The organism is Acidimangrovimonas pyrenivorans, from assembly GCF_042643245.1.
GTDB lineage: Bacteria > Pseudomonadota > Alphaproteobacteria > Rhodobacterales > Rhodobacteraceae > Acidimangrovimonas > Acidimangrovimonas pyrenivorans.
Genome location: NZ_JBHRSK010000004.1, coordinates 606,543 through 632,968, shown reverse-complemented (window position 1 = coordinate 632,968; position 26,426 = coordinate 606,543). Strand labels below are relative to the sequence as shown.

The 26,426-nt window shown below is 69.8% G+C and carries 25 protein-coding genes; 19 read left to right on the top strand and 6 right to left on the bottom strand.

Annotated features, from left to right (window positions below; genetic code table 11):
• Positions 1-14 precede the first annotated feature (14 nt).
• The 3 genes from ACFOES_RS05925 to miaA all read right to left on the bottom strand — a co-directional run bounded on the left by ACFOES_RS05925 (position 15) and on the right by miaA (position 3,943).
• Positions 15-1,670 carry an ABC transporter substrate-binding protein gene (locus ACFOES_RS05925; RefSeq protein ID WP_377832275.1) on the bottom strand — a complete coding sequence of 552 codons (1,656 nt, stop codon included), beginning with the start codon at positions 1,668-1,670 and terminating at the stop codon, positions 15-17.
• 357 nt (positions 1,671-2,027) lie between these two features.
• Complete coding sequence (locus ACFOES_RS05920) at positions 2,028-2,828, bottom strand: AraC family transcriptional regulator (RefSeq protein ID WP_377832274.1); 801 nt, start codon at positions 2,826-2,828, stop codon at positions 2,028-2,030.
• A gap of 140 nt (positions 2,829-2,968) precedes the next feature.
• Positions 2,969-3,943: a tRNA (adenosine(37)-N6)-dimethylallyltransferase MiaA gene (miaA, locus tag ACFOES_RS05915; RefSeq protein ID WP_377832273.1), complete on the bottom strand. Its 975-nt coding sequence runs from the start codon at positions 3,941-3,943 to the stop codon at positions 2,969-2,971.
• Positions 3,944-3,989: 46 nt separating this feature from the next.
• On the opposite strand from miaA, the gene pyrH reads away from it, so the two are divergent.
• The 14 genes from pyrH (at position 3,990) to ACFOES_RS05845 (ending at position 17,239) form a co-directional block, all read left to right on the top strand.
• On the top strand, positions 3,990-4,727 hold the full coding sequence (gene pyrH, locus ACFOES_RS05910) for a UMP kinase (RefSeq protein WP_377832272.1): 738 nt from the start codon (positions 3,990-3,992) through the stop codon (positions 4,725-4,727).
• Between the two features lie 91 nt (positions 4,728-4,818).
• The gene (gene frr, locus ACFOES_RS05905) at positions 4,819-5,385 is read left to right on the top strand and encodes a ribosome recycling factor (RefSeq protein WP_377832271.1); all 567 of its coding nucleotides are present in this window, start codon (positions 4,819-4,821) and stop codon (positions 5,383-5,385) included.
• Between the two features lie 31 nt (positions 5,386-5,416).
• Positions 5,417-6,157 carry a polyprenyl diphosphate synthase gene (gene uppS / locus ACFOES_RS05900; RefSeq protein WP_377832270.1) on the top strand — a complete coding sequence of 247 codons (741 nt, stop codon included), beginning with the start codon at positions 5,417-5,419 and terminating at the stop codon, positions 6,155-6,157.
• Positions 6,154-6,936 (top strand): phosphatidate cytidylyltransferase, encoded by a 783-nt coding sequence (locus ACFOES_RS05895; protein WP_377832269.1) that lies wholly within the window; start codon positions 6,154-6,156, stop codon positions 6,934-6,936. Before uppS ends, ACFOES_RS05895 begins: the two co-directional genes overlap by 4 nt.
• A 1-nt stretch (position 6,937) precedes the next feature.
• The gene (gene dxr, locus ACFOES_RS05890; RefSeq protein ID WP_377832268.1) at positions 6,938-8,122 is read left to right on the top strand and encodes a 1-deoxy-D-xylulose-5-phosphate reductoisomerase; all 1,185 of its coding nucleotides are present in this window, start codon (positions 6,938-6,940) and stop codon (positions 8,120-8,122) included.
• A gap of 20 nt (positions 8,123-8,142) precedes the next feature.
• Complete coding sequence (rseP, locus tag ACFOES_RS05885) at positions 8,143-9,480, top strand: RIP metalloprotease RseP (RefSeq protein WP_377832267.1); 1,338 nt, start codon at positions 8,143-8,145, stop codon at positions 9,478-9,480.
• Positions 9,481-9,610: 130 nt separating this feature from the next.
• Positions 9,611-9,754, top strand: a complete 144-nt coding sequence (locus ACFOES_RS05880) for a hypothetical protein (RefSeq protein ID WP_377832266.1) — start codon at positions 9,611-9,613, stop codon at positions 9,752-9,754.
• 171 nt (positions 9,755-9,925) lie between these two features.
• A complete protein-coding gene (gene bamA / locus ACFOES_RS05875) occupies positions 9,926-12,268 on the top strand; it encodes an outer membrane protein assembly factor BamA (protein WP_377832265.1) in 2,343 nt (780 codons plus the stop codon).
• A complete protein-coding gene (locus ACFOES_RS05870) occupies positions 12,268-12,960 on the top strand; it encodes an OmpH family outer membrane protein (RefSeq protein WP_377832264.1) in 693 nt (230 codons plus the stop codon). Before bamA ends, ACFOES_RS05870 begins: the two co-directional genes overlap by 1 nt.
• Before the next feature lie 97 nt (positions 12,961-13,057).
• Complete coding sequence (gene fabZ / locus ACFOES_RS05865) at positions 13,058-13,549, top strand: 3-hydroxyacyl-ACP dehydratase FabZ (protein ID WP_377832263.1); 492 nt, start codon at positions 13,058-13,060, stop codon at positions 13,547-13,549.
• 4 nt (positions 13,550-13,553) lie between these two features.
• Positions 13,554-14,351, top strand: coding sequence for an acyl-ACP--UDP-N-acetylglucosamine O-acyltransferase (gene lpxA, locus ACFOES_RS05860; protein WP_377832262.1), 798 nt, complete (start codon positions 13,554-13,556; stop codon positions 14,349-14,351).
• A gap of 29 nt (positions 14,352-14,380) precedes the next feature.
• Entirely contained in the window at positions 14,381-15,208 is an 828-nt protein-coding gene (locus ACFOES_RS05855; RefSeq protein ID WP_377832261.1) for an LpxI family protein, read from the top strand.
• On the top strand, positions 15,205-16,353 hold the full coding sequence (gene lpxB / locus ACFOES_RS05850; RefSeq protein WP_377832260.1) for a lipid-A-disaccharide synthase: 1,149 nt from the start codon (positions 15,205-15,207) through the stop codon (positions 16,351-16,353). The genes ACFOES_RS05855 and lpxB overlap by 4 nt, the downstream gene beginning before the upstream one ends.
• Positions 16,354-16,525: 172 nt before the next feature.
• Positions 16,526-17,239: a methyltransferase family protein gene (locus ACFOES_RS05845; protein ID WP_377832259.1), complete on the top strand. Its 714-nt coding sequence runs from the start codon at positions 16,526-16,528 to the stop codon at positions 17,237-17,239.
• Positions 17,240-17,258: 19 nt separating this feature from the next.
• Here ACFOES_RS05845 and ACFOES_RS05840 read toward each other — a convergent pair whose 3' ends face one another.
• Positions 17,259-18,422, bottom strand: coding sequence for a M20 aminoacylase family protein (locus ACFOES_RS05840; RefSeq protein WP_377832258.1), 1,164 nt, complete (start codon positions 18,420-18,422; stop codon positions 17,259-17,261).
• Between the two features lie 205 nt (positions 18,423-18,627).
• Here ACFOES_RS05840 and ACFOES_RS05835 point away from each other — a divergent pair, with 205 nt between their 5' ends.
• Both ACFOES_RS05835 and ACFOES_RS05830 read left to right on the top strand, forming a co-directional pair.
• Positions 18,628-20,778: a DEAD/DEAH box helicase gene (locus tag ACFOES_RS05835; RefSeq protein ID WP_377832257.1), complete on the top strand. Its 2,151-nt coding sequence runs from the start codon at positions 18,628-18,630 to the stop codon at positions 20,776-20,778.
• A 172-nt stretch (positions 20,779-20,950) separates the two neighbouring features.
• The gene (locus tag ACFOES_RS05830) at positions 20,951-21,757 is read left to right on the top strand and encodes an ion transporter (protein ID WP_377832256.1); all 807 of its coding nucleotides are present in this window, start codon (positions 20,951-20,953) and stop codon (positions 21,755-21,757) included.
• Positions 21,758-21,763: 6 nt separating this feature from the next.
• Here ACFOES_RS05830 and ACFOES_RS05825 read toward each other — a convergent pair whose 3' ends face one another.
• Positions 21,764-22,405, bottom strand: coding sequence for a ChrR family anti-sigma-E factor (locus ACFOES_RS05825; protein WP_377832255.1), 642 nt, complete (start codon positions 22,403-22,405; stop codon positions 21,764-21,766).
• Positions 22,406-22,407: 2 nt separating this feature from the next.
• Positions 22,408-23,067, bottom strand: a complete 660-nt coding sequence (locus tag ACFOES_RS05820; protein ID WP_377832254.1) for a sigma-70 family RNA polymerase sigma factor — start codon at positions 23,065-23,067, stop codon at positions 22,408-22,410.
• A gap of 149 nt (positions 23,068-23,216) precedes the next feature.
• Here ACFOES_RS05820 and ACFOES_RS05815 point away from each other — a divergent pair, with 149 nt between their 5' ends.
• The 3 genes from ACFOES_RS05815 to ACFOES_RS05805 are packed head-to-tail and all read left to right on the top strand — an operon-like array spanning position 23,217 to position 26,409.
• Positions 23,217-24,497 carry an NAD(P)/FAD-dependent oxidoreductase gene (locus ACFOES_RS05815; protein ID WP_377832253.1) on the top strand — a complete coding sequence of 427 codons (1,281 nt, stop codon included), beginning with the start codon at positions 23,217-23,219 and terminating at the stop codon, positions 24,495-24,497.
• Positions 24,494-25,252 (top strand): DUF1365 domain-containing protein, encoded by a 759-nt coding sequence (locus tag ACFOES_RS05810; RefSeq protein WP_377832252.1) that lies wholly within the window; start codon positions 24,494-24,496, stop codon positions 25,250-25,252. Before ACFOES_RS05815 ends, ACFOES_RS05810 begins: the two co-directional genes overlap by 4 nt.
• Complete coding sequence (locus ACFOES_RS05805; RefSeq protein ID WP_377832251.1) at positions 25,252-26,409, top strand: class I SAM-dependent methyltransferase; 1,158 nt, start codon at positions 25,252-25,254, stop codon at positions 26,407-26,409. Before ACFOES_RS05810 ends, ACFOES_RS05805 begins: the two co-directional genes overlap by 1 nt.
• Positions 26,410-26,426 lie beyond the last annotated feature (17 nt).

Here is a 26,426-nt window from a genome sequence, read left to right as displayed (position 1 = left end):
CCCCCCGGTCGGGATCAGGAGGAGATCCACCACTTGTAGGAGTGCATCTCGAAGGTCGGATGCATCTCGGTGCCGTGCACGGTCGGCTTGAAGTGCCGGAACAGCGAGCGCCAGTAGGGCTGGATGATCACGCCTTCGTCCTGCATGATCTGCTCGAGCTTGGCCATCACCGGCCGGCGCTTCTCGACATTGTCGATCGACATCGCCTGGGCGAGGGTCTTGTCGAACTCGGCGTTCGAGAAGTGGGTCTCGTTCCACGGCACGCCCGACTTGTAGGCCAGGGCCAGCACCTGGACGCCGAGCGGACGCATGTTCCACTCGGTGGCCGACCACGGGTACTTGGTCCAGTCGTTCCAGAACGTCGACCCGGGCAGGATGGTGCGCTTGACCTTCATGCCGGCGTCGCGGATCTGGGCGGCGACGGCGTCGCAGGTGGCGCTCTGCCAGTCGTCGTCGATCGAGATCAGCTCGAACTCGTCGTCGCCGTGGCCGGCCTCGTCCATCATCGCCTTGGCGGCCTTGGGATCGACCTTCATCGGCGGCAGCTTGGCATAGGCCGGGTGGATCGGGCAGACATGGTGGTCTTCCGCCGGCGTGCCGAGGTTGTTGTAGCCGAGCTCGAGGATGACCTTGTTGTCGACGGCCATCTGCATCGCCTTGCGGACCTTGAGGTTGTCGTAAGGCTTGGCACCCTGGTTCCAGCGCACGCAGATCGTGGCCGCGGTGACGACGTCCGATTTGGTCCAGCCGAGCTGGTCGAAGACCTGCACGAAGTCGCCGGTGGTCTGGTAGGTCATGTCGATCTCGTCCGACGAGGCCGCGGCGACATAGGCCGAGGGGTCGGTGCCGAGGTCGATGAACTCGATCTTGTCGAGATAGGGACCGCCATAGACGTCGGTGCCCCACCAGGCGTGATCGGTGTTCTTCTCCAGCGTCTGCTTGACGCCGACCTCGTTATTGGTCGGCTTGAACGGGCCGGTGCCGATCCAGTTGTTGTAGGGGTCGCCGCCGTCATAGCTCTGGTGCACGATCGCGGCCGGGTAGTCGGCCATGCCCGGAACGATGGTGATGTCGGGCGCGTTGAGCTTGAGCTTGACGGTGTGGTCGTCGACCACGGTGATGGCGCCGTCGGCGGCCTTCTTGGTCTTGGCGTCCATCAGCGATGCCATGCGGCTGGCCATCGAGTTGCCCTCGACCGTGCCGTCGCACCAGCGTTCGATGTTGAAGGCCACGTCCTTCGCGGTGAAGGCGTCGCCGTTGGTCCAGGTCACGCCCTTGCGCACGTGCAGGGTATATTCGGTGGCGTCCTCGTTGGCGTCCCAGCTTTCCAGCAGCATGCCGCGGAAGCTGCCGTCACGCTCGTATTCGATCAGGTATTCCAGCCAGCCGCGGGTGAAGTTCGCCATCTGCGACCAGTCGAAGGTGCGCGGGTCCTTGAGCGCCTTGAGCTGCATCTGCACGCGCAGCGTGCCGCCTTCCTGCGGGGTCGCGGCTTCGGCGGTGCCCGGCATGGTGGCGCCGATCAGGCCGTAGGCGGCGGTGGCGGCGACACCGAGCGCCGAGGCGCGGGTGAGGAATTCGCGACGGCTGATCGCGCCGGCGCGATATTCCTCGGCATACATTTGTGCTGCCGGATGAACGGTTGCGTCCGGATGAGTGTCAACTGTCATCTCAGTCTCCCTGTTGAGTAATGGTTGTTGGCGGTCGTTGCCGCGCCGCGAACGCCGTTCTGGCGTCGTCGCAGGTTATCCTGGCTTAGTGATCCCCCATTGCGCGCGGATACGCATCTAGCGTGCGCATTGCGCACGGTTTCTCGCTCCACGTCAACGCTCGCCATCGGCATATGAAGTGTCGTTTGCGACATCCTCATTAATGAGAAACGACATGGCGACAGAGGTCAACCCCATGAAACGCCGAGGTTTCACAAGTTTCTGCTAGCCGCAGCGGGGGTTTCACGGGGCCGGGCGACTCGCTTTGCGCGGCGGGGGGGCCGGGGCGGCCGCCAAGGCGGGCAAAGGGGGCCGATGTCAGTTGGCGCGGCGGAAGGCCGAGGGCGTCGCGCCGACGCGGTTCTGGAAGGCGCGGGTGAAATAGGCGGCCGAGGTGAAGCCCAGCCGGCGCGACACCTCGCCGACCGGAATCGTGGTCTCGGCCAACAGCTTGCGGGCCTCGAACAGGACCCGGTCCTGCAGCAGTTCATGGGCCGAGCGGTCGCAGCTCTGGCGGCAGACCCGGGTCAGGTGGGTCGGCGTCACCCCGAGCGCGGCGGCATAGTCGGCCACGCCCATGCCCGAGCGGAAATCGCGCTCGACCAGCGCGGTGTAGCGCGCCACCAGCCGGGCGGCGGCGTCGCGCGGGCGGCTGTCGGCGCCGCTCTGGGCGATCTGGCGGTCGAGCCAGACCCCGAGCAGCCCGAGATGGTGATGCGCGGCGCGGTCATGGGCCGGGCGGTCGCTGTCGAGCTCGCGCTGGATATTGTCGAGGATGCCGGTCAGCTCGACCTGCGCGGCGGCGTCGCGCACCCGCAGGTGCAGCGGTTCCTCGGGCAGCGGCAATTCGCAGTCGCGGCCGAAATAGATCGCGGTGCCGAAGACATGCGACGAGACCTCGAAGCCGTGCATGACACCGGGCGGGACAAAGATCGCGTTATGGGCGCCGTAGCCGCGGGTGATGCCGCCGACGGTGATCCGGCCCTGGCCGCGGGTGAACCACAACAGCAACGGTTCGTTGATCGAGCGCATGGCCTCGACGCGCCAGCGGCCGCGGGCGGCGAGGCGCGGGATCTGGATCAGGCGGAGGGGGCTGGCGATAGGGCTCGTGTCGTTCATCGGCGTGACGGTCCTTCGGTCGTATGGCGGTGCGGGCACGGCTCACACGCACCGGAGCCTAGCCAAAGGACCGTCCGGGCCAAAGGAAAAAATGAAATCGTCACGCCGTTCCCTTCACCCTCTGCCGGGCTAATGGGCAATCACGGCAAAGTTATGGCAGACCAAGCACCTAGACGGTTCCGGAACCAGGTTCGTTGCCTCTTGGCATATTGGCGCGTCGCCAGCTTGGCGGCGGCAACGGCCTCTGTCAGCGAGATTTCGCCACGCAGATGGGCGACCAGCTCGGGCGCCCCGATGGCGCGCGAGGACGGCCGCGCCGGGTCCCAGTAGGGCAGTTCGGCCCGGACCTCATCGAGCGCCCCGGCCGCCATCATGGCGTCGAAGCGGCGGTCGATCCGGGCGGCCAGCCAGTCGCGCTCGGCCCGGATCACGAAGGCGGCGGCCCTTTCCAGCGGCAGCAGCGGCGGCGCCGTGTCGGCCTGCCAGGCCGACAGCCCGCGACCGGTGGCGCGCAGCACCTCCCAGGCGCGCTGGACCCGGGCCGGGTTGCGGCTGTCGATCTTCGCCCGGGTCTCGGCGTCGAGCGCCGCCAGCAGCACCTCGATGCCCTCGGCGGCGCGCAGCGCGTCGGCTTCCTGCCGGACCTCGGCCGGGGTCGGCGGGATCTCGGCCAGTCCGCAGGTGAGGGCGGTGAAGTAAAGCCCCGTGCCGCCGACCAGAATCGGCCGCTCCCGCCCGTTCAGCAGCGGCGCGACCTCGCGCAGCCAGTGGCCGACCGAATAGGGCTGGTCGCGCCCGACATGGCCATAGAGCCGATGCGGCACCCGCGCTTCCTCTTCCGGCGACGGCCGGGCGGTGAGCAGGCGCCAGTTGGCATAGACCTGGAGTGCGTCGGCATTGACGATGACGCCGCCCGCGCGCTCGGCCAGTTCCAGCGCCAGCGCCGACTTGCCCGAGGCCGTCGGTCCGGCCAGCAGGATCGGCATATCCTTCGGTATGTCCTTCAGGTTTTCCAGCACGTTGCGCAGCAATCCTAATCCATGTCGCCGGGCCCGGCCGGGATCCGACCGCCGCGGCGCGGGTTTGGCGTTGAACCCGGCGGCGTTTTCCGACATTTTGCCCCCAAGTCAAGAACACCAAGAATTCCAAGGGGCACGATAGATGACCGACGCATCGTCAACGCAGGACGAAGTGACCTACAAGCGGGTCCTGCTGAAAATCTCGGGCGAGGCGTTGATGGGCGATCAGGGGTTCGGGTTGCATCCGCCGACCGTCGAACGCATCGCCCGCGAGGTCAAGTCGGTCCACGATCTGGGCGTCGAGATCTGCATGGTGATCGGCGGCGGCAACATCTTCCGCGGGCTGCAGGGCAGCGCCCAGGGGATGGAGCGGACCACGGCCGATTACATGGGCATGCTGGCGACGGTGATGAACGCGCTGGCGATGCAGTCGGCGCTGGAAAGTCTGGGCGTCTTCACCCGCGTCGTCAGCGCGATCCCGATGGACCAGGTCTGCGAGCCCTACATCCGCCGCCGCGCCGTGCGCCACCTGGAGAAGAAACGGGTGGTGATCTTCGCAGCCGGCACCGGCAACCCCTATTTCACCACCGACACCGCCGCCACGCTGCGCGCCAGCGAGATGCGCTGCGAGGCGATCTTCAAGGGCACCAAGGTCGACGGCGTCTACGACAAGGACCCGGTCAAGCACACGGACGCCAAGCGTTACGACACCGTCACTTTCGACGAGGTGCTGCAGAAGCACCTTGGCGTGATGGATGCCAGCGCCATCGCGCTCGCCCGCGACAACCATCTGCCGATCATCGTCTTCTCGCTCGACGAGCCGGGCGGCTTCCGCGGGATTCTGCGCGGAGAGGGGACTTACACGCGCGTCACCGGTTGAAACTGTATTCAACGGCGCGGCGAGTTGCTATAGCAAGGCCACCCGGCCCGCCGCGGCGGCTGACCCATGGGACTAGCTAAGGAATTACGACATGTCGGACGACCCGACCGAGATTGACCTCGACGATCTGCAGCGCCGGATGGACGGCGCGATGACGGCGCTGCGCCACGAATTCGCCTCGCTGCGCACCGGCCGCGCCTCGGCCACGATCCTCGAACCGGTTCACGTGGACGCCTACGGCCAGATGACGCCGATCAACCAGGTCGGCACGGTGAACGTGCCCGAGCCGCGGATGGTCACCATCAACGTCTGGGACAAGCAGATGGTGGGCAAGGTCGAGAAGGCGATCCGCGAATCCGGTCTCGGCATCAACCCGGTGGTCGACGGCACCATCATCCGCCTGCCGATCCCCGAGCTGAACGAGGAGCGCCGCCGCGAGCTGACCAAGGTCGCCGCGCAATATGCCGAGCAGGCGCGGGTCGCGGTTCGCAATGTCCGCCGCGACGGCATGGACCATCTCAAGAAGGCCAAGGCCGCCGGGATGAGCGAGGACGATCACAAGATCTGGCACGACGAGATCCAGGAGCTGACCGACAAGGCGATCGCCGCGGTCGACAAGGCGCTGGAGGAGAAGCAGGAGGAGATCATGCAGGTCTGAGACCTGCGTGATTCCGGGAAGGGGCAGGGACGTGGCCGCCAAGGACGAAACGGGTTCCAACCCGCCCCGCCGCACGGCCGAGCATGTGGCGATCATCATGGACGGCAACGGCCGCTGGGCGACCCAGCGCGGCTGGCCGCGGCTGGTCGGTCACCGCCGCGGCGCCGAGCGGGTCAAGCAGATCGTCCGCGCCTGTCCCGATCTCGGCGTCAGGTGGCTGACCGTCTACGCTTTCTCGACCGAGAACTGGAAGCGCTCGACCGAGGAGGTGCTCGGCCTGATGGGCATCTTCTCGCGCTATATCCAGAAAGAGGCCGACCGGATGTCGGACGAGGGCGTGCGGATGCGCTTCATCGGCGACCGTTCGCGCCTCGACGCCAAGCTGCAGCGGCTGATGGAGGGCATCGAGGCGCGCACCGAGGGCAACAGCCGGCTGAACCTGACCGTGGCGATCAACTACGGCGGCCGCGACGAGCTGACCCGGGCCACCCGGGCGCTGGCGCGCAGGGTGGCGGCAGGCGAAATGACGCCGGACGAGATCGACGATGCGGCGGTGAGCGCGGCGCTCGACACCGCTGCCTTGCCCGACCCGGACCTGGTGATCCGCACCAGCGGCGAGACCCGGGTGTCGAACTTCCTGCTCTGGCAGGCGGCCTATGCGGAATATGAGTTCGTCCCGACCCTGTGGCCCGATTTCACGCCCGAGGAACTGGCCCGCATCCTCGACCGCTTCGCCGGGCGCGAGCGGCGCTTCGGCGCGGTGAAGGCATGAGCGGCGCCAAGTGGTCCGATCTGCGCACGCGGCTGATCTCCGGCGTGCTGATGGTTCTGGTGGGCATCGCCGCGGTGCGGCTGGGCGGCTGGTGGTTCGGCGCGCTGGCGGTGATCGCCGGCGGGGTGATGATCTGGGAACTGGCGGCGATGATGGGCGCGGACCGGGCGGCGGTGCCGCTGGGGCTGGGGGCCGCGGCTTCGATCCTCGCCGCGCGGGTGCTGCCGGTCGAGGGCGCGGTGGTGCTGCTGGTGCTGGCGCCGCTGGCCGGTTCGATGCTGGTGGCGCGCGACCGCGGCATCTTCACGGCCTATGCGCTGGCGATGCTGGTGGCGGCCGACGGGCTGATCGGCTTCCGGCTGGAATATGGCGGCACCTGGCTGTTCTGGCTGATCTTCGTCGTCATCGCCTCGGATGTCGGCGGTTATTTCGCGGGCCGGCTGATCGGCGGTCCGAAATTCTGGCCCGCCGTCAGCCCCAAGAAGACTTGGTCGGGCACCGTCGCCGGCTGGGTCGGCGCGGCGCTGGTCGGCCTGCTGTTCCTGTCCTTCACCGATGCCGGGCCCGACCTGCCCTGGATCAGCGCCTTCGTCGCGCTTGCGGCGCAGTTCGGCGACATCGCCGAAAGCGCGATCAAGCGCCGGGCCGGGGTCAAGGACAGCTCGGCCCTGATCCCCGGCCATGGCGGGCTGCTCGACCGCTTCGACGGGCTTCTCGGCGCGGCATTGATGATGCTGCTGGTGGCGCAATTCGTCGATGTTCCACTGGTGAGGCTCTGATATGCGCAGCGTTTCGATCTTCGGCGCCACCGGCTCGATCGGGGTCAACACCGTCGACCTGATCCGACGCGAGGGCGGGGCGCGGGCCTTTCGCACCGTGGCGCTCACCGGCGGGCGCAACATCGCCCGGCTGGCAGACCAGGCGCGCGAGCTTCAGGCCGAGCTGGCCGTCACCGCCCATCCCGAATGCTACGCCGCGCTGAAGGAGGCGCTGGCCGGCACCGGGACCGAGGTCGCGGCCGGACCGGAAGCGATCGCCGAGGCCGCCGACCGCCGCGCCGACTGGGTGATGTCGGCCATCGTCGGCGCCGCCGGCCTGCTGCCCGGCTTCCGCGCGCTGAGCCACGGCAGCACGCTGGCACTGGCCAACAAGGAGAGCCTCGTCACCGCCGGCCCGCTGCTGATGGCCGAGGCGCGGCGCCATGGGGCCTGCATCCTGCCGGTCGACAGCGAGCATTCGGCCGTGTTCCAGGCGCTGGTGGGCGAGGACATCGCCGCCGTCGAGCGCGTCATCATCACCGCCTCGGGCGGACCGTTCCGGACCTGGAACGCCAGTCAGCTGGCCAAGGCCACGCCGGCCCAGGCCGTCGCCCATCCCAATTGGTCGATGGGCCAGCGGATCTCGATCGATTCCGCGAGCCTGTTCAACAAGGCTCTGGAACTGATTGAAACCAAGGAATTCTTCGGCATCGACCCGGAAAAGATCGAGGTCCTGGTCCATCCCCAGTCGATCGTCCACGCCCTGGTCGGCTTCAACGACGGCGCGCTGATGGCGCATCTCGGCCCGGCCGACATGCGCCACGCCATCGGCTATGCGCTGAACTGGCCGGAGCGCCGCAAGCTGCCGGTCGAGCGGCTCGACCTCGCCCGCATCGGCCAGCTCGATTTCGAGGCGCCGGACCCGGTGCGCTTCCCGGCGCTGTGGCTGGCGCGGCAGGTGATGGAGACCGGCGGGCTGGCCGGCGCCGCCTTCAACGCCGCCAAGGAGGTCGCGCTCGATCACTTCATCGCGGGCGCGATCCCGTTCCCGGCCATGGCCGAGGTGGTCGAACAGGTTCTTGCCCGGCTTTCGTGCGACTCCGGCCTCACTATCGCCCCGGTCGACCTTGATATGGTGCTGCAGACCGACCATCTCGCCCGGGTACGGGCCGAGGAGGCGGTGCAAGAGATGCAGGCGCAGGCGTAAAGACCAATGGGGGTGGTTTCGTGGACATATCCGGGCTGATTCCGTCGTTCGGCGGCTTTCTCTACACCGCGGTGGCCTTCGTGATCGCCCTGTCGATCATCGTCGCGGTGCACGAATTCGGCCATTACATCGTCGGTCGCTGGTCCGGTATCCGCGCGGACGTGTTTTCCCTCGGCTTCGGCCCGGTGCTGGCCTCGCGCACCGACAGGCGCGGCACCCGCTGGCAGATCGCGGCCTTCCCGCTGGGCGGCTATGTCCGCTTCCACGGCGATTCCGACGCCTCCTCGGGGCGCGGCGACGACTCGATCGAGACGATGTCGCCCGAGGAGCGGCGCCAGACCCTGCACGGCGCGCCGCTCTGGGCGCGGGCGGCGACGGTGCTGGCCGGGCCGATGTTCAACTTCATCCTCTCGATCCTGGTCTTCGCCGGCTTCTTCATGGTCCAGGGCGTCGCCACCGACACCCCGACCATCGGCGCGCTCAAGCCGCTGCCCGAGTCGGTGGCGCATTTCGAACCCGGCGACCGCATCGTCGCCATCGCCGGCAAGCCGACGCCCGACAATGCCGCGCTGTTCGACGTCGTCGACGGGCTGAGCCCGGCCGCCACCGTCGATTACACCGTCGAACGTGCCGGCAGCGACCTGACCGTTACCGGCCCCTATCCCTTCCCGCCGCTGGTCGACGCGGTGCAGCCGCAGACCGCGGCGATGGAGGCGGGGCTCGAACCCGGCGACGTGATCCTGGCCGTCGACGGCAAGCCGATCAGCGCCTTCTCGCAACTGCGCGACATCGTCGGCAATTCCGACGGCAAGGCGCTCGATCTGTCGGTCTGGCGCGACGGCAAGACGCTGTCGGTGACGCTGAAACCGCGGCGGATGGACCTGCCGACGGCCGATGGCGGCTTCGAGACGCGCTGGCTGATCGGTATCTCGGGCGGGCTGTTCTACGCGCCGCAGACGCGCACGCCGGGCCCGGTCGAGGCCCTCGGCATCGGCGCCAGCCAGATCTGGTATATCGGCAAGACCAGCATTTCCGGCCTCTGGCACATGGTCACCGGCGCGATCTCGTCGTGCAACCTGCGCGGCCCAATCGGTATCGCCGAGACCTCGGGCGCGGCGGCCAGCCAGGGCGCGGGCAGCTTCATCTGGTTCATCGCCATGCTGTCGACCGCGGTCGGGCTGCTGAACCTGTTCCCGGTGCCGGTGCTCGACGGCGGCCACCTGGTCTTCCATCTCTGGGAAGGGGTGACCGGCAAGCCGCCGAGCGAACGGGCGCTGCGCATCCTGATGAGCGTCGGCCTGGCGGCGCTGATCGCGCTGATGGTCTTCGCCCTGAGCAACGACCTGTTCTGCCCCTGACCGGCCTGTCCCAGAGGGCCGCTCACGCCGCCGTGAGGGCGTTGCGATCCGCCGCCACCCGGATGCCGTAATCTCGCCGTATTCGCGCGCTAGATCTGCATCGACGAAATGCAATTCGGGGGCGGCTCCCATGCAACATATCCATGACGGCTATCGCGGCCTCTCGCTGCTGGTGAATCTCAACGCCGATCGGCTGTTCTTCATCGGCACGATCGTCGTCGGCCTGCTGGCCGGCGCCTTCCTCGGCCAGGCCCTGGTCTCGGCCGGGTTCTGACCCTGCAGAAGCCGGCCCCGCGCTGCGCCGGGCCGGCCCGTTGTCCCACTCGCGAAACCTCGGAGCGCGCGGTGTCCATTAACAGGGCGCCGCGCGTTTCCGCCTTTTGACAAGCCCCTCGGTTAAGGCTAGTCAGAACCAAGTCAACAGCGCAGGGGCAGGATGGAAGAGATGCAGGTTACCTCCGGTCGCAAGACGACGCGCAACGCCCGTCGCGGCGCTCTTCTCAACACCCTTGTCATTTCGTTTTTCCTTGTCCTGGCAATGGTTTGCGCCTGGGGCGTGACGCCGGCGCAGGCCCAGGCCCAGGACTATCGCTTCACCGCGGTCCGGGTCGAGGGCAACCAGCGGATCGAGCCGGGCACGATCCTGTCCTATGCCGGAATCAAGCGCGGCGCGACGATCAGCGGCGCCGATCTCAACGACGCCTACCAGCGCATCGCGCAATCTGGCCTGTTCCAGCAGGTCGACCTGGTGCCGCAAGGCAACACACTGGTGATCAAGGTCAAGGAATACCCGATCATCAACGTGATCAATTTCGAGGGCAACAAGCGTTACAAGGACGACCAGCTGGCGAAGGTCATCAAGTCGCAGTCGCGCAAGGTCTATTCGCCGGCCCAGGCCGAGGCCGACGCGGCGACGCTGACCGACTTCTACCGCGCCAATTCCCGCTACGCGGCGCGGATCACGCCCAAGATCATTCACCGGTCGGACAACCGCGTCGATCTCGTCTTCGAGATCCAGGAAGGCCGGATCACCGAGATCCACCGCGTTTCCTTCATCGGCAACCGGGCCTATTCCGACCGCCGCCTGCGCCAGGTGATCGAGACCAAGCAGGCCGGCCTGCTGCACCAGCTGATCTCGAAGGACAGCTACCTGGCCGAGCGCCTCACCCAGGACAAGCAGAAGCTCAAGGATTTCTACCTCTCGCGCGGCTATATCGACTTCCAGGTGCTCGATGTCACCTCGAGCATGGCGCGCAACCGCAACAGCTTCTTCCTGACCTTCAAGGTGCAGGAGGGGCTGTCCTACAGGTTCGGCAAGATCACCGCGGCGAGCGAGGTTCACGGCCTCGACGCCAAGGATTTCCAGGCCGCGCTGCGGATCAAGCCGGGCCAGACCTATTCGCCGACCATCGTCCAATACAATGTCGAGCGGCTCGAGAACCTGGCCCTGGCCAAGGGGCTGAACTTCATCCGGGTCGAGCCGCGGGTGGCGCGCAACGACCGCAACCAGACGCTCGACATCGCCTTCACCCTGGTCAAGGGGCCGCGGCTGTTCGTCCAGCGCATCGACATCCAGGGCAACAACACCACGCTCGACCGCGTCATCCGGCGGCAGTTCCACACCGTCGAAGGCGACCCCTTCAACCCGCGCGCCATCCGCGCCGCCTCGGACCGGATCAAGGCGCTCGGCTTCTTCTCGGACGTGCAGGTGACCACCAAGCCGGGCACGGCCAAGGACCAGGTGATCATCGATACCAACGTCACCGAACAGCCGACCGGCTCGCTCTCCTTCGGCGTCAGCTACGGCGTCGATGCCGGCGCGGGCGTGGCGCTCAGCTTCTCGGAATCGAACTTCCTCGGCCGCGGCCAGTCGCTCAAGGCCTCGATCAATTCGGGGGTCGACAACGCGACCTCGTCGATCACCTTCGTCGAGCCGGCGCTGCTGGGGCGTGACCTGCAGTTCTCGTTCGGGGCGCAATACGCGACGTCGAGCTACAACAACAACTACTACGACACCAAGACCATCTCGGTCACGCCGGGGATCGAGTTCCCGATCAGCGAGAACGGCCGCCTGGGCCTGCATTACCGCATCGCGCAGGACAAGATGAGCAATGTCGACAACGGCGTGGCGACGCCCTCGATCCTGACCAACGAGGTCGGCACCAAGCTCACCTCGATCATCGGCTACCGCTACAGCTACGACACGCGGCGCACCGGGCTCAATCCCAATGCCGGGGTGCTGCTGAGCTTCGGCCAGGACTTCGCGGGGGTCGGCGGCGACAACCGCTATATCCGGACCTCGGCCGCGGCCAAGGCCGAGAAGAAGGTGGCGCGCGAGGAGGTGACGCTGCGCGCCTCGCTCGAGGGCGGCGTGCTGACGATGCTCAAGGGCGACAGCCGGGCGGTGGACCGCTATTTCGGCACCGGCAAGATCCTCGGCTTCAAGGCCAACGGCATCGGTCCGCGCGATCTGAACGCGACCAACCAGGACGCGCTTGGCGGCAACATGTTCGCCGTCGCCCGGGTCGAGGCCGAATTCCCGCTCGGGCTGCCGACGGAATACGGCATCCGGGGCGGCGTGTTCTTCAATGCCGGTTCGGTCTGGGGGCTCGACAACACCTATGGCCAGACGATCGATACCAGCATGCACCTGCGCTCTGCCATCGGCTTCTCGATCTTCTGGGACACGCCGATCGGCCCGCTGCGCTTCAACTTCTCGCGGGCGCTGCAGAAGCAGAGCTATGACCAGGTGCGGAACTTCGACCTGATGATCTCGACCCAGTTCTGATGAGCTGGGATCGGCCAGCAGCGGTTCTGGCGGCGGGGGCGGTGGCGCTTCTGACGCCGGGGGCGCTGCCGGCATATGCGCAGGGCACCATTCCCGCCTTTCCGCTGGGCCAGCCGGCCGACGGCGCGCCGCAAAGCGCGATCCTGACGCTCGACCAGGACCGGCTGTTCACCGAATCCGCCTTCGGCAAGCGCGTCGCGCGGGATATCGACACGGCGCAGCAGGCGCTGCTGGCCGAGAACCGAAAGATCGAGGCCCGGCTGAGCGCCGAGGAAAAGAGCCTGACCGAGAAGCGCCCCACCATGGCGCCCGACGCTTTCCGCAAGCTGGCCGACGATTTCGACGCCCGGGTGCAGAAGATCCGCCACGAGCAGGACGCCAAGAACCAGCGCATCGCCCAGATGCGCGACAGCGAGCGCAAGCGCTTCTTCAAGCAGGCGCTGCCGGTGCTGGGCCGGATGGTGCGCGAGAGCGGCGCGGTGGCGATCCTCAATTCCCAGGCGGTCTTCCTGTCGCTCAACAGCGTCGACATCACCGACCGGGCGATCAAGCGGATCGACGCGGTGCTGGGCGACGGCAGCGCCGGGGCGCCCGACCCGACGGCGGTGACGGACGGGGCCGCCACGGCCGATCCGGCCCCGCAGGGCGGCGCCCCGGATAGCGGCAGCCCCGGCGGGGCCGGGGACAACTAGCGGCGGCGCGGCAGGGCCGCTGCCGCTTGCCAGCCTCGTGAGGTGTTGCTAGTCAAGCGCAGGACTGCGGCCCCACCGCGGCGAGAAGGAGATCCAGATGAGCGACGCCCCTGCACCCTCGGCCAAGAAGCCCGAACCGGCCCCCTATACCGAAGCCGACCTGCAGCTGATCAAGCGCATCATCCCGCACCGCTACCCGTTCCTTCTGGTCGACAAGGTGCGCGACATCGTTCCCGCCCAATCGGCCCTGGGGATCAAGAACGTCACCTGCAACGAGCCGCATTTCCAGGGCCATTTCCCGGACATGCCGATCATGCCCGGCGTCACCATCGTCGAGGCGATGGCCCAGACCGCCGGCGTTCTGGTCGGCATCACGCTCGACCTCGTCGACAAGCAGCCGCTGGTCTATTTCATGAATATCGACGGCTGCAAGTTCCGCCGCAAGGTGGTGCCGGGCGACGTGCTCGAGATGGCCGTGACGGTCAAGCGCGGCGGCGGCAAGATCTGGAAGTTCCTCGGCGAGGCCCGGGTCGAAGGCGAACTGGCCGCGCAGGCCGAGTTCACCGCGATGATCGACCTGCGGTCCTGACGCCATGGCCATCGACGCCACCGCACAGGTCCACCCCTCGGCGGTGATCGAGGACGGCGCCAGCATCGGCCCCGGCTGCCGCATCGGCCCGTTCTGCACGGTCGGGCCCGAGGTCGTGCTGGGCGCGGGGGTCGAGCTGAAAAGCCACGTCGTCGTCACCGGCTGGACCGAGATCGGCGACGAGACCGTCATCTGGCCCTTCGCCGTGGTCGGCGAGGTGCCGCAGGACCTGAAGTTCAAGGGCGAGCATACCCGGCTGGTGATCGGCAAGCGCAACCGCATCCGCGAGGGCGCGACGCTGAATACCGGCACCGAGGGCGGCGGCGGCGTCACCACGGTGGGCGACGACTGCCTGTTGATGACCGGGGCGCATGTCGGCCATGACGCGACGCTGGGCGACCGCATCGTGCTGGCCAACCAGGTCGCGATCGCCGGCCATTGCGTCATCGGCGACGACGTCATCGTCGGCGGCCTTTCCGGCATCCACCAGTTCGTCCGCATCGGCCGCGGCGCGATCATCGGCGCCGTCACCATGGTGACCAACGACGTCATCCCCTTCGGCCTGGTCCAGGCGCCGCGGGGCGAGCTCGACGGGCTCAACCTCGTCGGCCTCAAGCGGCGCGGCGTCGGGCGCGGCGACATCACCGCCCTGCGCGCCGCCTACCAGATGCTGGCCCAGGGCGAGGGCCCGTTCATCGACCGCGCCCGCCGGCTGGCCGAGGAGACCGAAAGCGACTACGTCCGCGAGGTCACCGATTTCATCCTCGGCGCCTCCGACCGTTCCTTCCTGACCCCGTCCTGAGGCCCGCCGTCCCGATGTCCGCCGCCCCGATGCCCGACCGTATCGCCCTCATCGCCGGCAGCGGCGTCCTGCCCGCGCATCTCGCCGCCGCCGCCCGCGCCGCCGGCTACGAGGTCACCGTCGCCGCCATCGACGGCACCGAGCTCGCGGGCCTGGCCGTCGACGAACCGTTCCGCGTCGAACGCCTCGCCCTGTTCCTCGACCGGCTGCACGAACTCGGCGTCAGCTCGGTGATCTTCGCCGGCGGCATGCAGCGGCCGCGGCTCGACCCGGCGCTGTTCGATCCGGCGACGGCGCAGATGGTGCCGCGGCTGGTCGGCGCGATGCAGGCGGGCGACGATGCCACCCTGCGCGAGGTGATCGCGATCTTCGAGGATGCCGGTTTCCGCGTCATCGGCAGCGAGGCGCTCGACCCGGATCTGGTGCCGGGGCCGGGCGTGCTGAGCGCGGCCCAGCCGTCCAAGGCCGATGCCGGCGACGCCACCCGCGCCGCCGCGATCGTCGCCGCGCTCGGCGCTGCCGATGTCGGCCAGGGGGCGGTGGTGGCGCAGGGCCTGTGCCTGGCGGTCGAGGCGTTGCCGGGAACCGACGCGATGCTCGACTGGGTGGCCGATGTCGCCGGCGAGCTGCGGCCCGATCCGAAAGGGGCGAAAGGCGTGTTCTACAAGGCGCCCAAGCCGGGGCAGGAGCGCCGCGTCGACCTGCCGGCGCTGGGGCCGCAGACGGTGCGCAAGGCCGAGGCCGCCGGGCTGGCCGGCATCGCCTGGGAGGCGGGCGGCGTCATGCTGCTCGACCGGGCGCAGATGATCGCCGAGGCCGACCGGCTGGGGCTGTTCCTCTGGGCACGCGAGCCATGAAGCTGTTCCTGATCGCCGGCGAAGCCTCGGGCGACCGGCTGGGCGCGGCGCTGATGGCCGGGCTGAAGGAACTGGCGCCGGGGGTGGAGTTCACCGGCATCGGCGGGCCGCTGATGCAGGCCGAGGGCATGGCGAGCCTGTTCCCGATGGAGGAACTGTCGGTGATGGGCATCGCCGAGATCGTGCCGAAATACCGCCATCTCAAGCGCCGCATCGCCCAGACCGCGGCCGAGGTCGCTCGTCAGGCGCCCGACGCGCTGATCACCGTCGACAGCCCCGATTTCTGCCTTCGCGTCGCCCGCCTCGTGCGGGCCGCGCGCCCGGAACAGAAGACGATCCACTACGTCGCGCCCTCGGTCTGGGCCTGGCGTCCCGGCCGGGCGGCCAAGATGGCCGAGGTCGTCGACCATGTCCTCGCCCTGCTGCCCTTCGAGCCGCCCTACATGGAAGCCGCCGGCATGAGCTGCGATTTCGTCGGCCATCCCGTGGTCTCCGAACCGCTGGCCGGGGCCGAGGAGGCCGCCGCCTTCCGCGCCGCCCACGGCATCGCGGCGGAGGCGCCGGTGCTGCTGGCCCTGCCGGGCTCGCGCCGGGGCGAGGTCAGGCGGCTGGGGCCGGTCTTCGGCGCCGCGATGGCGCGGGTGCTGGCGGCGCGGCCCGAGACCCGGGTGGTGATCCCGACCGTCGGCCATGTCGCCGCGCTGGTGCGCGAGATCGCGGCCGGCTGGCCCGGCGCGCCGGTGGTCGTCGAGGCGGCGGACGAAAAACGCGCCAGTTTCGCCGCGGCGGATGTCGCCCTGGCAGCCTCGGGGACGGTGTCGCTGGAACTGGCGGCGAATGCGGTGCCGATGGTCATTGCCTATGATTTCAACTGGCTGACCTGGCAGATCATGAAGCGCAAGGCGCTGATCGACACCGTGACGCTGGTCAACCTGGTCTCCGATAGCCGGGTGGTGCCGGAATTCCTCGGCCCCGACTGCCGGCCCGACAGGATCGCGCCGGCGCTGCTGACGCTGATGCAGCCCGGGCCGGAACGCGCGGCGCAGCGGGCGGCGATGGCCCTGACCATGGAGCACCTGGGCAAGGGGGGCGAGCGGCCGGGCCTGCGCGCTGCCCGCTCGGTGCTGGCGGCGCTCGGGGCCTGATCCCGGCATCCGGCTCAACGGAATGTGAGGGACCGTCAGCGGGTGCCCATCTTGACCGCGCACCGCGCGCCGCCGGAAATAGGCGCCAAAGAAAATCTCTCGCCGTGGATGGAAGGGCCGACCGCCAGGGTCGGCGGGCCGGGCCGGAGACGGGCGGCCGGTGAGGGATCGGATGAGTGTTGCGAGGCTATTGCAGTCGGTCGATCGCGTCGTCGCGATCAAGATCACGGCCGTCCTCGGCGCCGAACTCCTGGTCTTCGCCGGCGCCATGTTCGGTGCCGCGGGCACCGATGACTGGACCGGCGGCTGGATCTTCCTGACGATCGTGATGGCCTCGGTGGTGCCGGCCGCGGTCGGGCTTCTGATCCACGATCCCGACCTGCTCGAAGAGCGGACGCGGCTCGCGCCCAGAGGCCAGCCGCTCGCCGACCGCATCTTCGTCCCGGTTCACAGCCTGACGATGCTGCTTTGGGCGGCGGTCGCCGGCTATGACGGCGGCCGGGCAGGGTGGTCGCATGTGCCGATGGGGCTGCGCGTCGGTGCGGCGCTGTTCATTCCCTGGGCGACCTGGATCGGCTACCGGATCATGCGCGAGAACCCGTTCCTGACCACCTGCGTCATCGTCCAGGACGGCCGCGACCACCACGTCGTCGATTCCGGCGCCTATGCCGTCGTGCGCCATCCCTTCTACTCGATCACGCTGCTCTACCAGGCCTGCGCCTCGCTGGTGCTGGGCAGCTGGATCAGCCTGGCGCTGGTCGGGGTCGTCGGGGCGATGCTGGCGACCCGGATCCTGATCGAGGAGCAGCACCTGGAACGCAACCTGAACGGCTACGCGGCCTATATGGGGCGGACCCGCTGGCGGCTGATCCCCGGCCTGTGGTAGCCGCCCCGGTGGCCGGCGGCTAGCCGGCCGCCGCGCCGCGGGTCTCGACCATGCGGGCATAGAGCGCGGCGCCCAGCGGCAGGATGTCGTCGTCGAGGACGAAGCCCGGATTGTGCAGCGGCACGTCGCCGCCATGGCCGACGGTGCAATAGGCGCCGGGTACGACGCGCAGCATGTCGGCGAAATCCTCCGAGCCCATCACCAGCCCGTCCTTGCGTCCGGCCTGCCCGGGCCCGACCAGATCCTGCGCCGCCTCGATCATCCGCTCGGACAGCTCGCCGTCATTCATCAGCACGTCGAAGACGTTGCGGATGTCGACCGCGATCTCGGCGTTATGCGCCTTGGCGAAGCCGGCGCAGATCTCGCGCATCCGGGTTGAGACCATCTCGGCCGCGGCGCTGTCGAAATAGCGCACGGTGCCGGCGATGGCGGCGGTTTCCGGGATCACGTTATAGGCCGCGCCGCTGTGGATCTGGGTGACCGAGAGCACGATCGGCGTCGTCGGCGCGACGTTGCGGGCGACGATGGTCTGCAGCTCGCGCACCAGCCCGGTCGCGATCATCAGCGCGTCGATCCCGGCCTCGGGCATGGCGGCGTGGCTGCCCTTGCCGGTGACGGTGATGTCGAAGAAATTCGCCCCCGCCATCGCCGGGCCGGGCTTGACCCCGATCTTGCCCGGCGCGTCATAGGGCGAATTGTGCATGCCGTAGATCTCGTCGCAGGGAAAACGCTCGAACAGCCCGTCGGCGATCATCGCCCTTCCGCCGCCCAGCCCTTCCTCGGCGGGCTGGAAGATCACCACCGCGGTGCCGGCGAAATCGCGGGTCTCGGCCAGGTAGCGGGCGGCGCCGAGCAGCATCGTGGTGTGGCCGTCATGGCCGCAGGCATGCATCACGCCGGGCGTCTTCGAGGCCCAGGGCAGGTTGGTCTGCTCGTCGATCGGCAGCGCGTCCATGTCGGCGCGCAGGCCGATGGTGCGGCCCGGCCGGTTGCCCTTGATGACGCCGACGACGCCGGTCTTGCCGATCCCGGTCGTCACCTCGATGCCCCAGCCGCGCAGCTTCTCGGCGACGAGGGCCGAGGTCCGGACCTCCTGGAACCCGAGCTCGGGATGTTCGTGCAGGTCGCGGCGGATCGCGGTCAGCTCGTCGGCATGGGCGGCAATGGGGGCGGGAATTTGCATGGCGGTTCCTGGTTCCGGGTCTGGGCTTGGGATGCGGGCTGCCGCCACGCTATGCCGGTTGGCCCGGGGGATTCAAGCGCCGGGCCGGCGCTGCGGCAGAATAGGCATATACAGCGCGCCGCTTTGGCGTTAGAGAGGGCGCTTCCGCGGCACCGCCATCCGGCGCAGCATGTGCCGAGCGGCAATCTGACGGACCGATCCCACCATGATACCCACCCTTTCCGATGCGCTGGCCGAGCGCGGTTACGACACCCTGACCGCGGTTCAGCAGGCCGTCACCGACCCCGAGATCGCTCAGGCCGACCTGCTGGTCTCGGCCCAGACCGGCTCGGGCAAGACCGTCGGCTTCGGCCTCGCCATCGCGCCGACCCTGCTCGACGAGGCCGGCCGCCTCGGCCCGGCGGCGGCGCCGCTGGCCCTCGTCGTCGCCCCGACCCGCGAGCTGGCGCTGCAGGTCAAGCGCGAGATCGACTGGCTCTATGCCAAGGCCGGGGCCCGCGTCGCCTCCTGCGTCGGCGGCATGGACATGCGCGACGAGCGCCGCGTGCTCGAGCGCGGCGCCCATATCGTCGTCGGCACGCCGGGCCGGCTGAGCGACCATATCCGCCGCGGCTCGCTCGACATGACCGGGCTGCGCGCCATCGTCCTCGACGAGGCCGACGAGATGCTCGACCTCGGCTTCCGCGAAGACCTCGAATTCATGCTCTCCGAGGCGCCGGAGGAACGCCGCACGCTGCTGTTCTCGGCCACGGTGCCGCCGATGATCGAGTCGCTGGCGCGCCAGTTCCAGCGCGACGCGGTGCGGATCAACACGCTGAAAAGCGGCAGCCAGCATGCCGACATCGCCTACCAGGCGCTGCGCGTCGCCCAAGCCGATGCCGAGACCGCGATCATCAACGTGCTGCGCTATCACGAGGCCCAGAACGCCATCGTCTTCGCCAATACCCGCGCCGCGGTGAACCGCCTTGCCGCCCGGTTCTCGAACCGCGGCCTGTCGGTCGTCAGCCTGTCGGGCGAGCTGAGCCAGGACGAGCGCAGCCACGCGCTGCAGGCGATGCGCGACGGCCGGGCCCGGGTCTGCGTCGCCACCGATGTCGCCGCGCGCGGCATCGACCTGCCCAATCTCGACCTCGTCGTCCATGCCGAGCTGCCGAACAATTCCGAGGCGCTGCTGCACCGCTCGGGCCGCACCGGGCGGGCCGGGCGCAAGGGCATCTCGGCGCTGATCGTGCCGCCGAAGGCGGTCAAGAAGGCCGAGCGGCTGCTGAAATTCGCCAAGATCAGCGCCGAATGGACCGTGCCGCCCTCGGCCGAGGAGGTGCTGGCCCGCGACCGCGAGCGGCTGCTGGCCGATCCGGTCTGGGAAGACGAGATCGGTCCCGATCAGGCCGAATTCGCCGAGACGCTGCTGTCGCTCTACAGCCCGCAGCAGGTCGCGGCCGCCTACCTGGCGCTCTACCGCAGCCGCCATTCCGCGCCCGAGGAGCTCAGCTCGCCGGACGCGCGGGCCCCGGCCAAGGAACGCGCCGATTTCGGCCCCGGGACCTGGTTCGCGCTTTCGGTTGGCCGCGACCAGCGGGCCGAGGCGCGCTGGCTGCTGCCGCTGCTGTGCCGGGCGGGGAACCTCAACAAGTCCGCGATCGGCGCGATCCGGGTCCAGCGCGACGAGACCTATGTCGAGATCGCCGAGCGCGATACCGCCGGCTTCCTGGCCGCGCTCGGCGGCGCCAGCCAGCTCGAGGACGGGATCGGCATCCGCCAGCTCGACGGTCGTCCCGAGGGGCTGTCGGAGCCGGCGCCGAAAGGCCCGGGGGGCCGGCCGGAGCGCAAGGAGCGCCGCAACGACCGCAACGACAGGAACGACCGCAACGACAGGAACGACAGGGGCCCGCGCAAGGGCGCCCGGGACGCGGGCGACGCCCGTCCCGCGCCGCGTCGTCCGGACGCGGCCAGCGAGCGGCCGGCGCCGGCGGCGGAGAAACCCGCCCGCAAGCCGAAATCCGAGCCCCGGTCCGAAGGGCCCGCCCCGCGCAAGGGCGGCAAGTTCGATCGGCCGAAGCCGGCCGGCGGTGGCGACAAGCCCGAGAAGACGGCGCGCAAGCCCGCCAAGGCGGCGGAGCGCGGGCCGGCAGCGGCCAAGCCGGCGCCCACGAAACCGGCTTTCGATGCCTCGGACCCGTCCAAGCGGGTGGCGCGGCCGGGCAGGCCCGGTGCCGACAGGGCCCGCGGCGCGAAGCCGGGCGGCCCGAAGACCGGCGGCGGCAAGCCGCGCGGCGCCAAAGCAGGGCCGCGCTCCGGTGGCAGTGCCCCGCCGATGCGCAAGGGCGGGCCGCGCGGCAAGGGGCCGCGCAAGTGACCGCGCCGCGGCGCCGGGGCTGACCGGCGCCGGTCTGCGCGGCAGGGCGCGCGCTCGTCCCGTCGTGGCGGAGCGCGGCCTGCCACCGGCCGGAAAAGCTTCGGCGCTCGGAACTTGCAGCCCGGCCAGGGCACGACCATATCGCGGGGACGTGATCGGAAAAGGAGTTCTGATGACCATCCGCCAGCGGGTCGCGGCGCGGCTCGATACCTCCCTCGTTCGCAACGGCATCATCGCCGTGATCCTGGTCAACGCCGTGCTGCTCGGGCTGGAGACCTCGGCCGGTGCGATGGCTGCCGCCGGCCGGCTGATCCGCGGCCTCGACGCCCTCTGCCTGGCGATCTTCGTCGCCGAGCTCGGCCTCAAGCTGTTCGCGCAGGGGCCGCGCTTCTTCCGCGCCGGCTGGAACCTGTTCGACTTCGTCATCGTCGGGCTGTCGCTGGTGCCCGGGGCGCAGACGCTCAGCGTGCTGCGGGCCCTGCGCATCCTGCGGGTGCTGCGGGTGATCTCGGTCGCGCCGCGCCTGCGCCGGGTGGTCGAGGGGTTCGTCACCGCGCTGCCGGGCATGGGCAGCGTCTTCCTGCTGATGGGGCTGATCTTCTACATCGGCAGCGTGATGGCGACCAAGCTCTTCGCCGAGGCCTTTCCCGACTGGTTCGGCACGCTGGGCCGCTCGGCCTATTCGCTGTTCCAGATCATGACGCTGGAAAGCTGGTCGATGGGCATCGTGCGGCCGGTGATGGCGGTCTATCCCTGGGCCTGGGCCTTCTTCGTCCCGTTCATCATGTTCACCACCTTCGTCGTGGTGAACCTGCTGGTCGGCCTGATCGTCAACTCGATGCAGGAGGCCCATGCCGAGGAGGACAACCAGCGCACCGACGCCTATCGCGACGAGGTGCTGGCGCGGCTCGAGGCGATCGAGCGGCGGCTGGCAGAGCGGGCCGAAGACGCCCGACCGCAGCAGCGGCGCGCCGGCTAGACCGGGTCAGATCCGGAACACCCGCTGCAACAGCCGCGGCACGAGGGCGTTGAAACGCAAGGGCGCGTCGGTCGCCGCCAGGCAGATGCAGGGCGGGCCGTCATCGGCCATCGGCGTGTGCTCGATGTCGCTCTCCACCACCTGGACGTCGCCGCGGCCGAAACGGCCGGTATGGTCGTGGAAGCTGCCCTGCAGCACCAGCGTCATTTCCAGCCCGTTATGGCCGTGATCCGGCACCGCCTTGCCGCCGGGGATGTAGAGCAGCCGCACCGAGCCCTCGGGCCCGGCGCTAAGGATGTCCTGGCGGATGCCGGCGCCGAGGCTGCGCCAGCGCGGCGGCCGGTTCTTCAGCTCGGCCATGACCGCGCCGGGATAGATGCCCGACGGGGCGGGGACCGGCACGCCGGTTTCGGCCGGCGGGGCGTCGAGCAGGGCCAGCGTGCGGGCGCGCAGATCGGCGCTCGGCGCCACGGTCTCGAGCGTTTCGAGCGCGGCGCCGGCCGCCGCCTCCTGCGCCTCGGCGGTGGCGCGGCAGGCATCGCAGAGCGACAGATGCGCGGCGACGACCACGGCAAAGCCATGGGGCAGGGCGCCGCTGACATAGGCCTGCAGGATGTCCTCCGGGATATGGTGGGTGACGGACGACATGGTCAGCGAAGTTCCTTCAATTCGTGGCGCAGCCGCTCGAGCCCGAGCCGGATGCGCGACTTGATCGTGCCCAGCGGCAAGCCGGTGCGCTGGCGGATTTCGGTATGGGTGAGGTCGCCCATGAAGGACTGCTCGATCACCGTACGCTGCTCCTCGGACAGCCGGCCGAGCGCGTCGCGCAGCCGGCACGCCTCCTGGTCCAGCGCCAGGACCTGGACGGCGTCCGCGGCCTCGGTCTCCTCGCCGGCGGTCAGCGCGTCGGGCACCGGCCGGCGCTCGCGCCGCAGCACGTCGATCTGGCGGTTGCGGGCGATGCGGTAGATCCAGGCCGCGGCCTGGGCCCGGCTCGGGTCGAACTGCTCGGCCTTCTGCCAGGCGGTCAGCAGCACGTCCTGGACCAGGTCGTCGGTCATCGCCCGGCCCATCCCGCTGCGCAGCATCATCGCCGTCAGCCGCGGCGCGAAATGGTCGAACAGCCGGGCGAAGGCCGCCCGGTCGCGGTGGTCGCGCACGGCGATCAGCCATTGCGTCGGCGGCGATAGCCCGTCCTGCGCCTGATCTGGCTCCATCTGGCCCGCCTGTTCCCGGCCCGGCACCGCCCGGGCGCCCCTCGGGGCGGCACGGCGGCGCGGCTTCTGAGTGGTGTCGATCTCTCCCAGCATACATCCTCTACGGGGCGGGAAAAGAAATGGATCACCCGGGTGATCCGATTGTCCGCATTTTCCGTAATCCTCCTGTAACCGCGCGCGAGACCCGCGCGTGGGACTGTCCCCGGTACGAAGATGACCCGGGCCCGAGACAAGGAGAGCAGATGTCCTTCGACGCCCCCCTGGCCGCACCGCGCCGGATCGCCGTCATCGGCGGCGGCATCGCCGGCATGGCGACGGCGCTGCTGCTGGCGCCGCAGAACCGCGTGACCCTGTTCGAGGCCGCGCCGCGGCTGGGTGGCCACGCCCGCACCGTGATCGCCGGGAAGCGCGGCGACCAGCCGGTCGATACCGGCTTCATCGTCTTCAACTACGCCAACTACCCGCACCTGACCCGGCTGTTCGCCGATCTCGACGTGCCGGTGCAGCGCAGCGACATGACCTTCGGCGTCAGCCTCGACGGCGGCCGGCTGGAATACGCGCTGCGCAACCTGTCCGGGCTGTTCGCCCAGCGGCGCAACCTGGCGCGGCCGCGCTTCTGGGGCATGCTGCGCGACATCGCCCGCTTCAACGCCGGGGCCGAGGCGGCGGCGGTCAGCGACGACATGACGGTCGACGAGCTGATCGCGGCGCTGGGGCTGGGCGCGGCCTTCCGCCGCCACTACCTGCTGCCGATCTGCGGCGCGATCTGGTCGACGCCCTCGGGCGAGGTCGGCGCCTTTCCGGCGCGCAGCCTGCTGCGCTTCTTCCGAAACCACGCGCTGCTGTCGCCCGGCGGCCAGCACCAGTGGTGGACGGTGTCGGGCGGCAGCGTCGCATACGTCACCCGGCTGGCGGCACGGCTGCGCCTGCTGGGGGTCGAGACGCGGACGGGCTGCCCGGTGCGCTCGGTCATACGCGACGCCGCAGGCGCGCAGGTCCGGCCCGAGGGCGGCGTGGCCGAGCGTTTCGACGAGGTCGTGCTGGCCTGCCATTCCGATCAGGCGCTGGCGCTGCTGGCCGATGCGATCCCCGAGGAGCGCGCCGATCTCTCCGCCATCGCCTACCGCCCGAACCGCGCCGTCCTCCATGCCGATCCGGGCCAGATGCCGCGCCGCCGGGCCTGCTGGTCGTCCTGGGTCTACCGGGCCGAGCAGGCCGGGCAGGAGACGGCGGTCGGCGTCAGCTACTGGATGAACCGGCTGCAGGGCATTCCCGAGGACGACCCGCTGTTCGTCAGCCTCAACCCGCAGGGTCCGCTGCGCGAGGACCTGATCTACGACGAGGTGAGTTTCGACCATCCCGTCTTCGACCGCGCGGCGCTGCGGGCGCAGGGCCGGCTCGCCGCCCGCAACGGCAGTGACCACACCTGGTTCGCCGGCGCCTGGCTGCGCTTCGGCTTCCACGAGGACGGCTTCGCCAGCGCGGTGCGGATCGCCCGGGCGCTGGACCGGGTGCCGGCATGAATGTCCGGCCGGAAATCCTGCGGGCCGAGACGACGCACGCCCGGCGCGGCGCCACCCGGCACGGCTTCCGCCACCGGGTCGATTACCTGCTGCTCGACCCCGAGGCGGCGCCGGGCGGCGACCTGCTGCTGTTCTCGCGCAACCGGGTCAACCTGGCCTCGGTCGATGACCGCCTGCATGGCGGCCCGCGCGGCGCCGGACGCGGCGCGGCCTGGGCGCGGCAGGTGCTGGCCGGGGCCGGGGCGCCTAGGGGGCTGGCCCTGCGCCTGCTGACCCAGCCGCGCTTTCTCGGGCTCTGGTTCACCCCGGTCAGCTTCTGGCTGGCCTTCGACGGTGGGGCGCTGGTCGCGGTGATCGCCGAGGTCAACAACACCTTCGGCGAGCGCCACAGCTACCTCTGCGCCCATCCCGGCTTCGCCCCGATCACCGCGCGCGACCGCTTGCAGGCGCGCAAGGTCTTCCATGTCTCGCCGTTCCAGGACCTCGCCGGCGCCTACAGCTTCACTTTCGAGGTCACCCCGGCCCTGATCGCCATCACCATCACCCTGCGCGACGGCAGCGAAGGCGTCGTCGCCACCCTGTCGGGCCGGCGCGCGCCGCTGACCGACCACGCCCTGCTGGCGGCCGCCCTGCGCCGGCCGTTCGGCCCGCTGCGCACCCTCGCGCTGATCTACTGGCACGCCCTGCGGCTGAAGGCCAAGGGCGTCGCCTACCGTCCGAAACCGATCCCCCCCGAACAAGAGGTCAGCCGATGATGCCCTTCGCCTCCCGCCGCCTGAAGCGGGATTTCCTCGACGCCTGCGCCGGGCTGAGCCGCGGCCGGCTGCGCCTGATAACGCCCGAGGGCGCGCGGCACGATTTCGGCGATGCCGGGCCGGAGGCCGAGCTGAAACTGCACGACTGGTCGGTCGCCAGCGCCGTCGCGGCGCGCGGCGATATCGGGCTTGGCGAGGCCTATGTCGCCGGGCTGTGGGACAGCTCCTCGGTCGAGGATGTCGCCACCGTGGCGCTGCGCAACCTCGACCGGCTGGGCACGACCGCCACGCCGCGCCCGCTCCAGCGGCTCAGGCTGGGCGCCGTCGACCGGGTGCTGCGGGCCAATTCGCGGCGCGGGGCGGCGCGCAACATCCGCGCCCATTACGATGTCGGCAACGAGTTCTACCAGCTCTGGCTCGACCGCGGCATGTCCTATTCGTCGGGCCTCTACGCCCCCGACGACAGCGACCTGGAACGGGCGCAGTGGCGCAAATACGACCGCATCCTCGACCGGATCGGCACGGCCGAGCAGGTGCTGGAGATCGGCTGCGGCTGGGGTGGCTTTGCCGAGCGGGCGGCGGAACAGGGCCGGCAGGTCACCGGCATCACCATCTCGCCCAGCCAGAAGGGCTATGCCGATGCCCGGCTCGACGGCCGGGCCGAGATCCGGCTGCAGGATTACCGCGACAGCTCGGGCAAGTTCGACGCGGTGGTCTCGATCGAGATGGTCGAGGCGGTCGGCGCGCGCTACTGGCCGACCTATTTCGCCACCCTGCGCGACCGGCTGGTGCCGGGCGGCCGGGCCGTGCTGCAGGCGATCACCGTGCCCGACGCGCATTTCGCCGGCTACCGCCGCCGCTCGGATTTCATCCGCCACTACACCTTTCCGGGCGGGATGCTGCTGTCGGACGCGACCGTCGCCGCGCAGGCGCGCCGCGCCGGGCTGAGCCTGCGCGACAGCTTCGCCTTCGGGGCCGATTACGCCCGCACCTGCCGGGACTGGGGCCGGCGGCTGGAGAAGGCCGCGCCGCGCATCCGCGCCCTCGGCCACGGCGAAAGCTTCCTGCGGACCTGGCGCTATTACCTCGGCATCTGCGCCGCCAGCTTCGCAACCGGCCGGGCCGATGTCGTCCAGGTCGAGCTGGCCCGTGCCTGACCGTCCAGCCCCCGCCG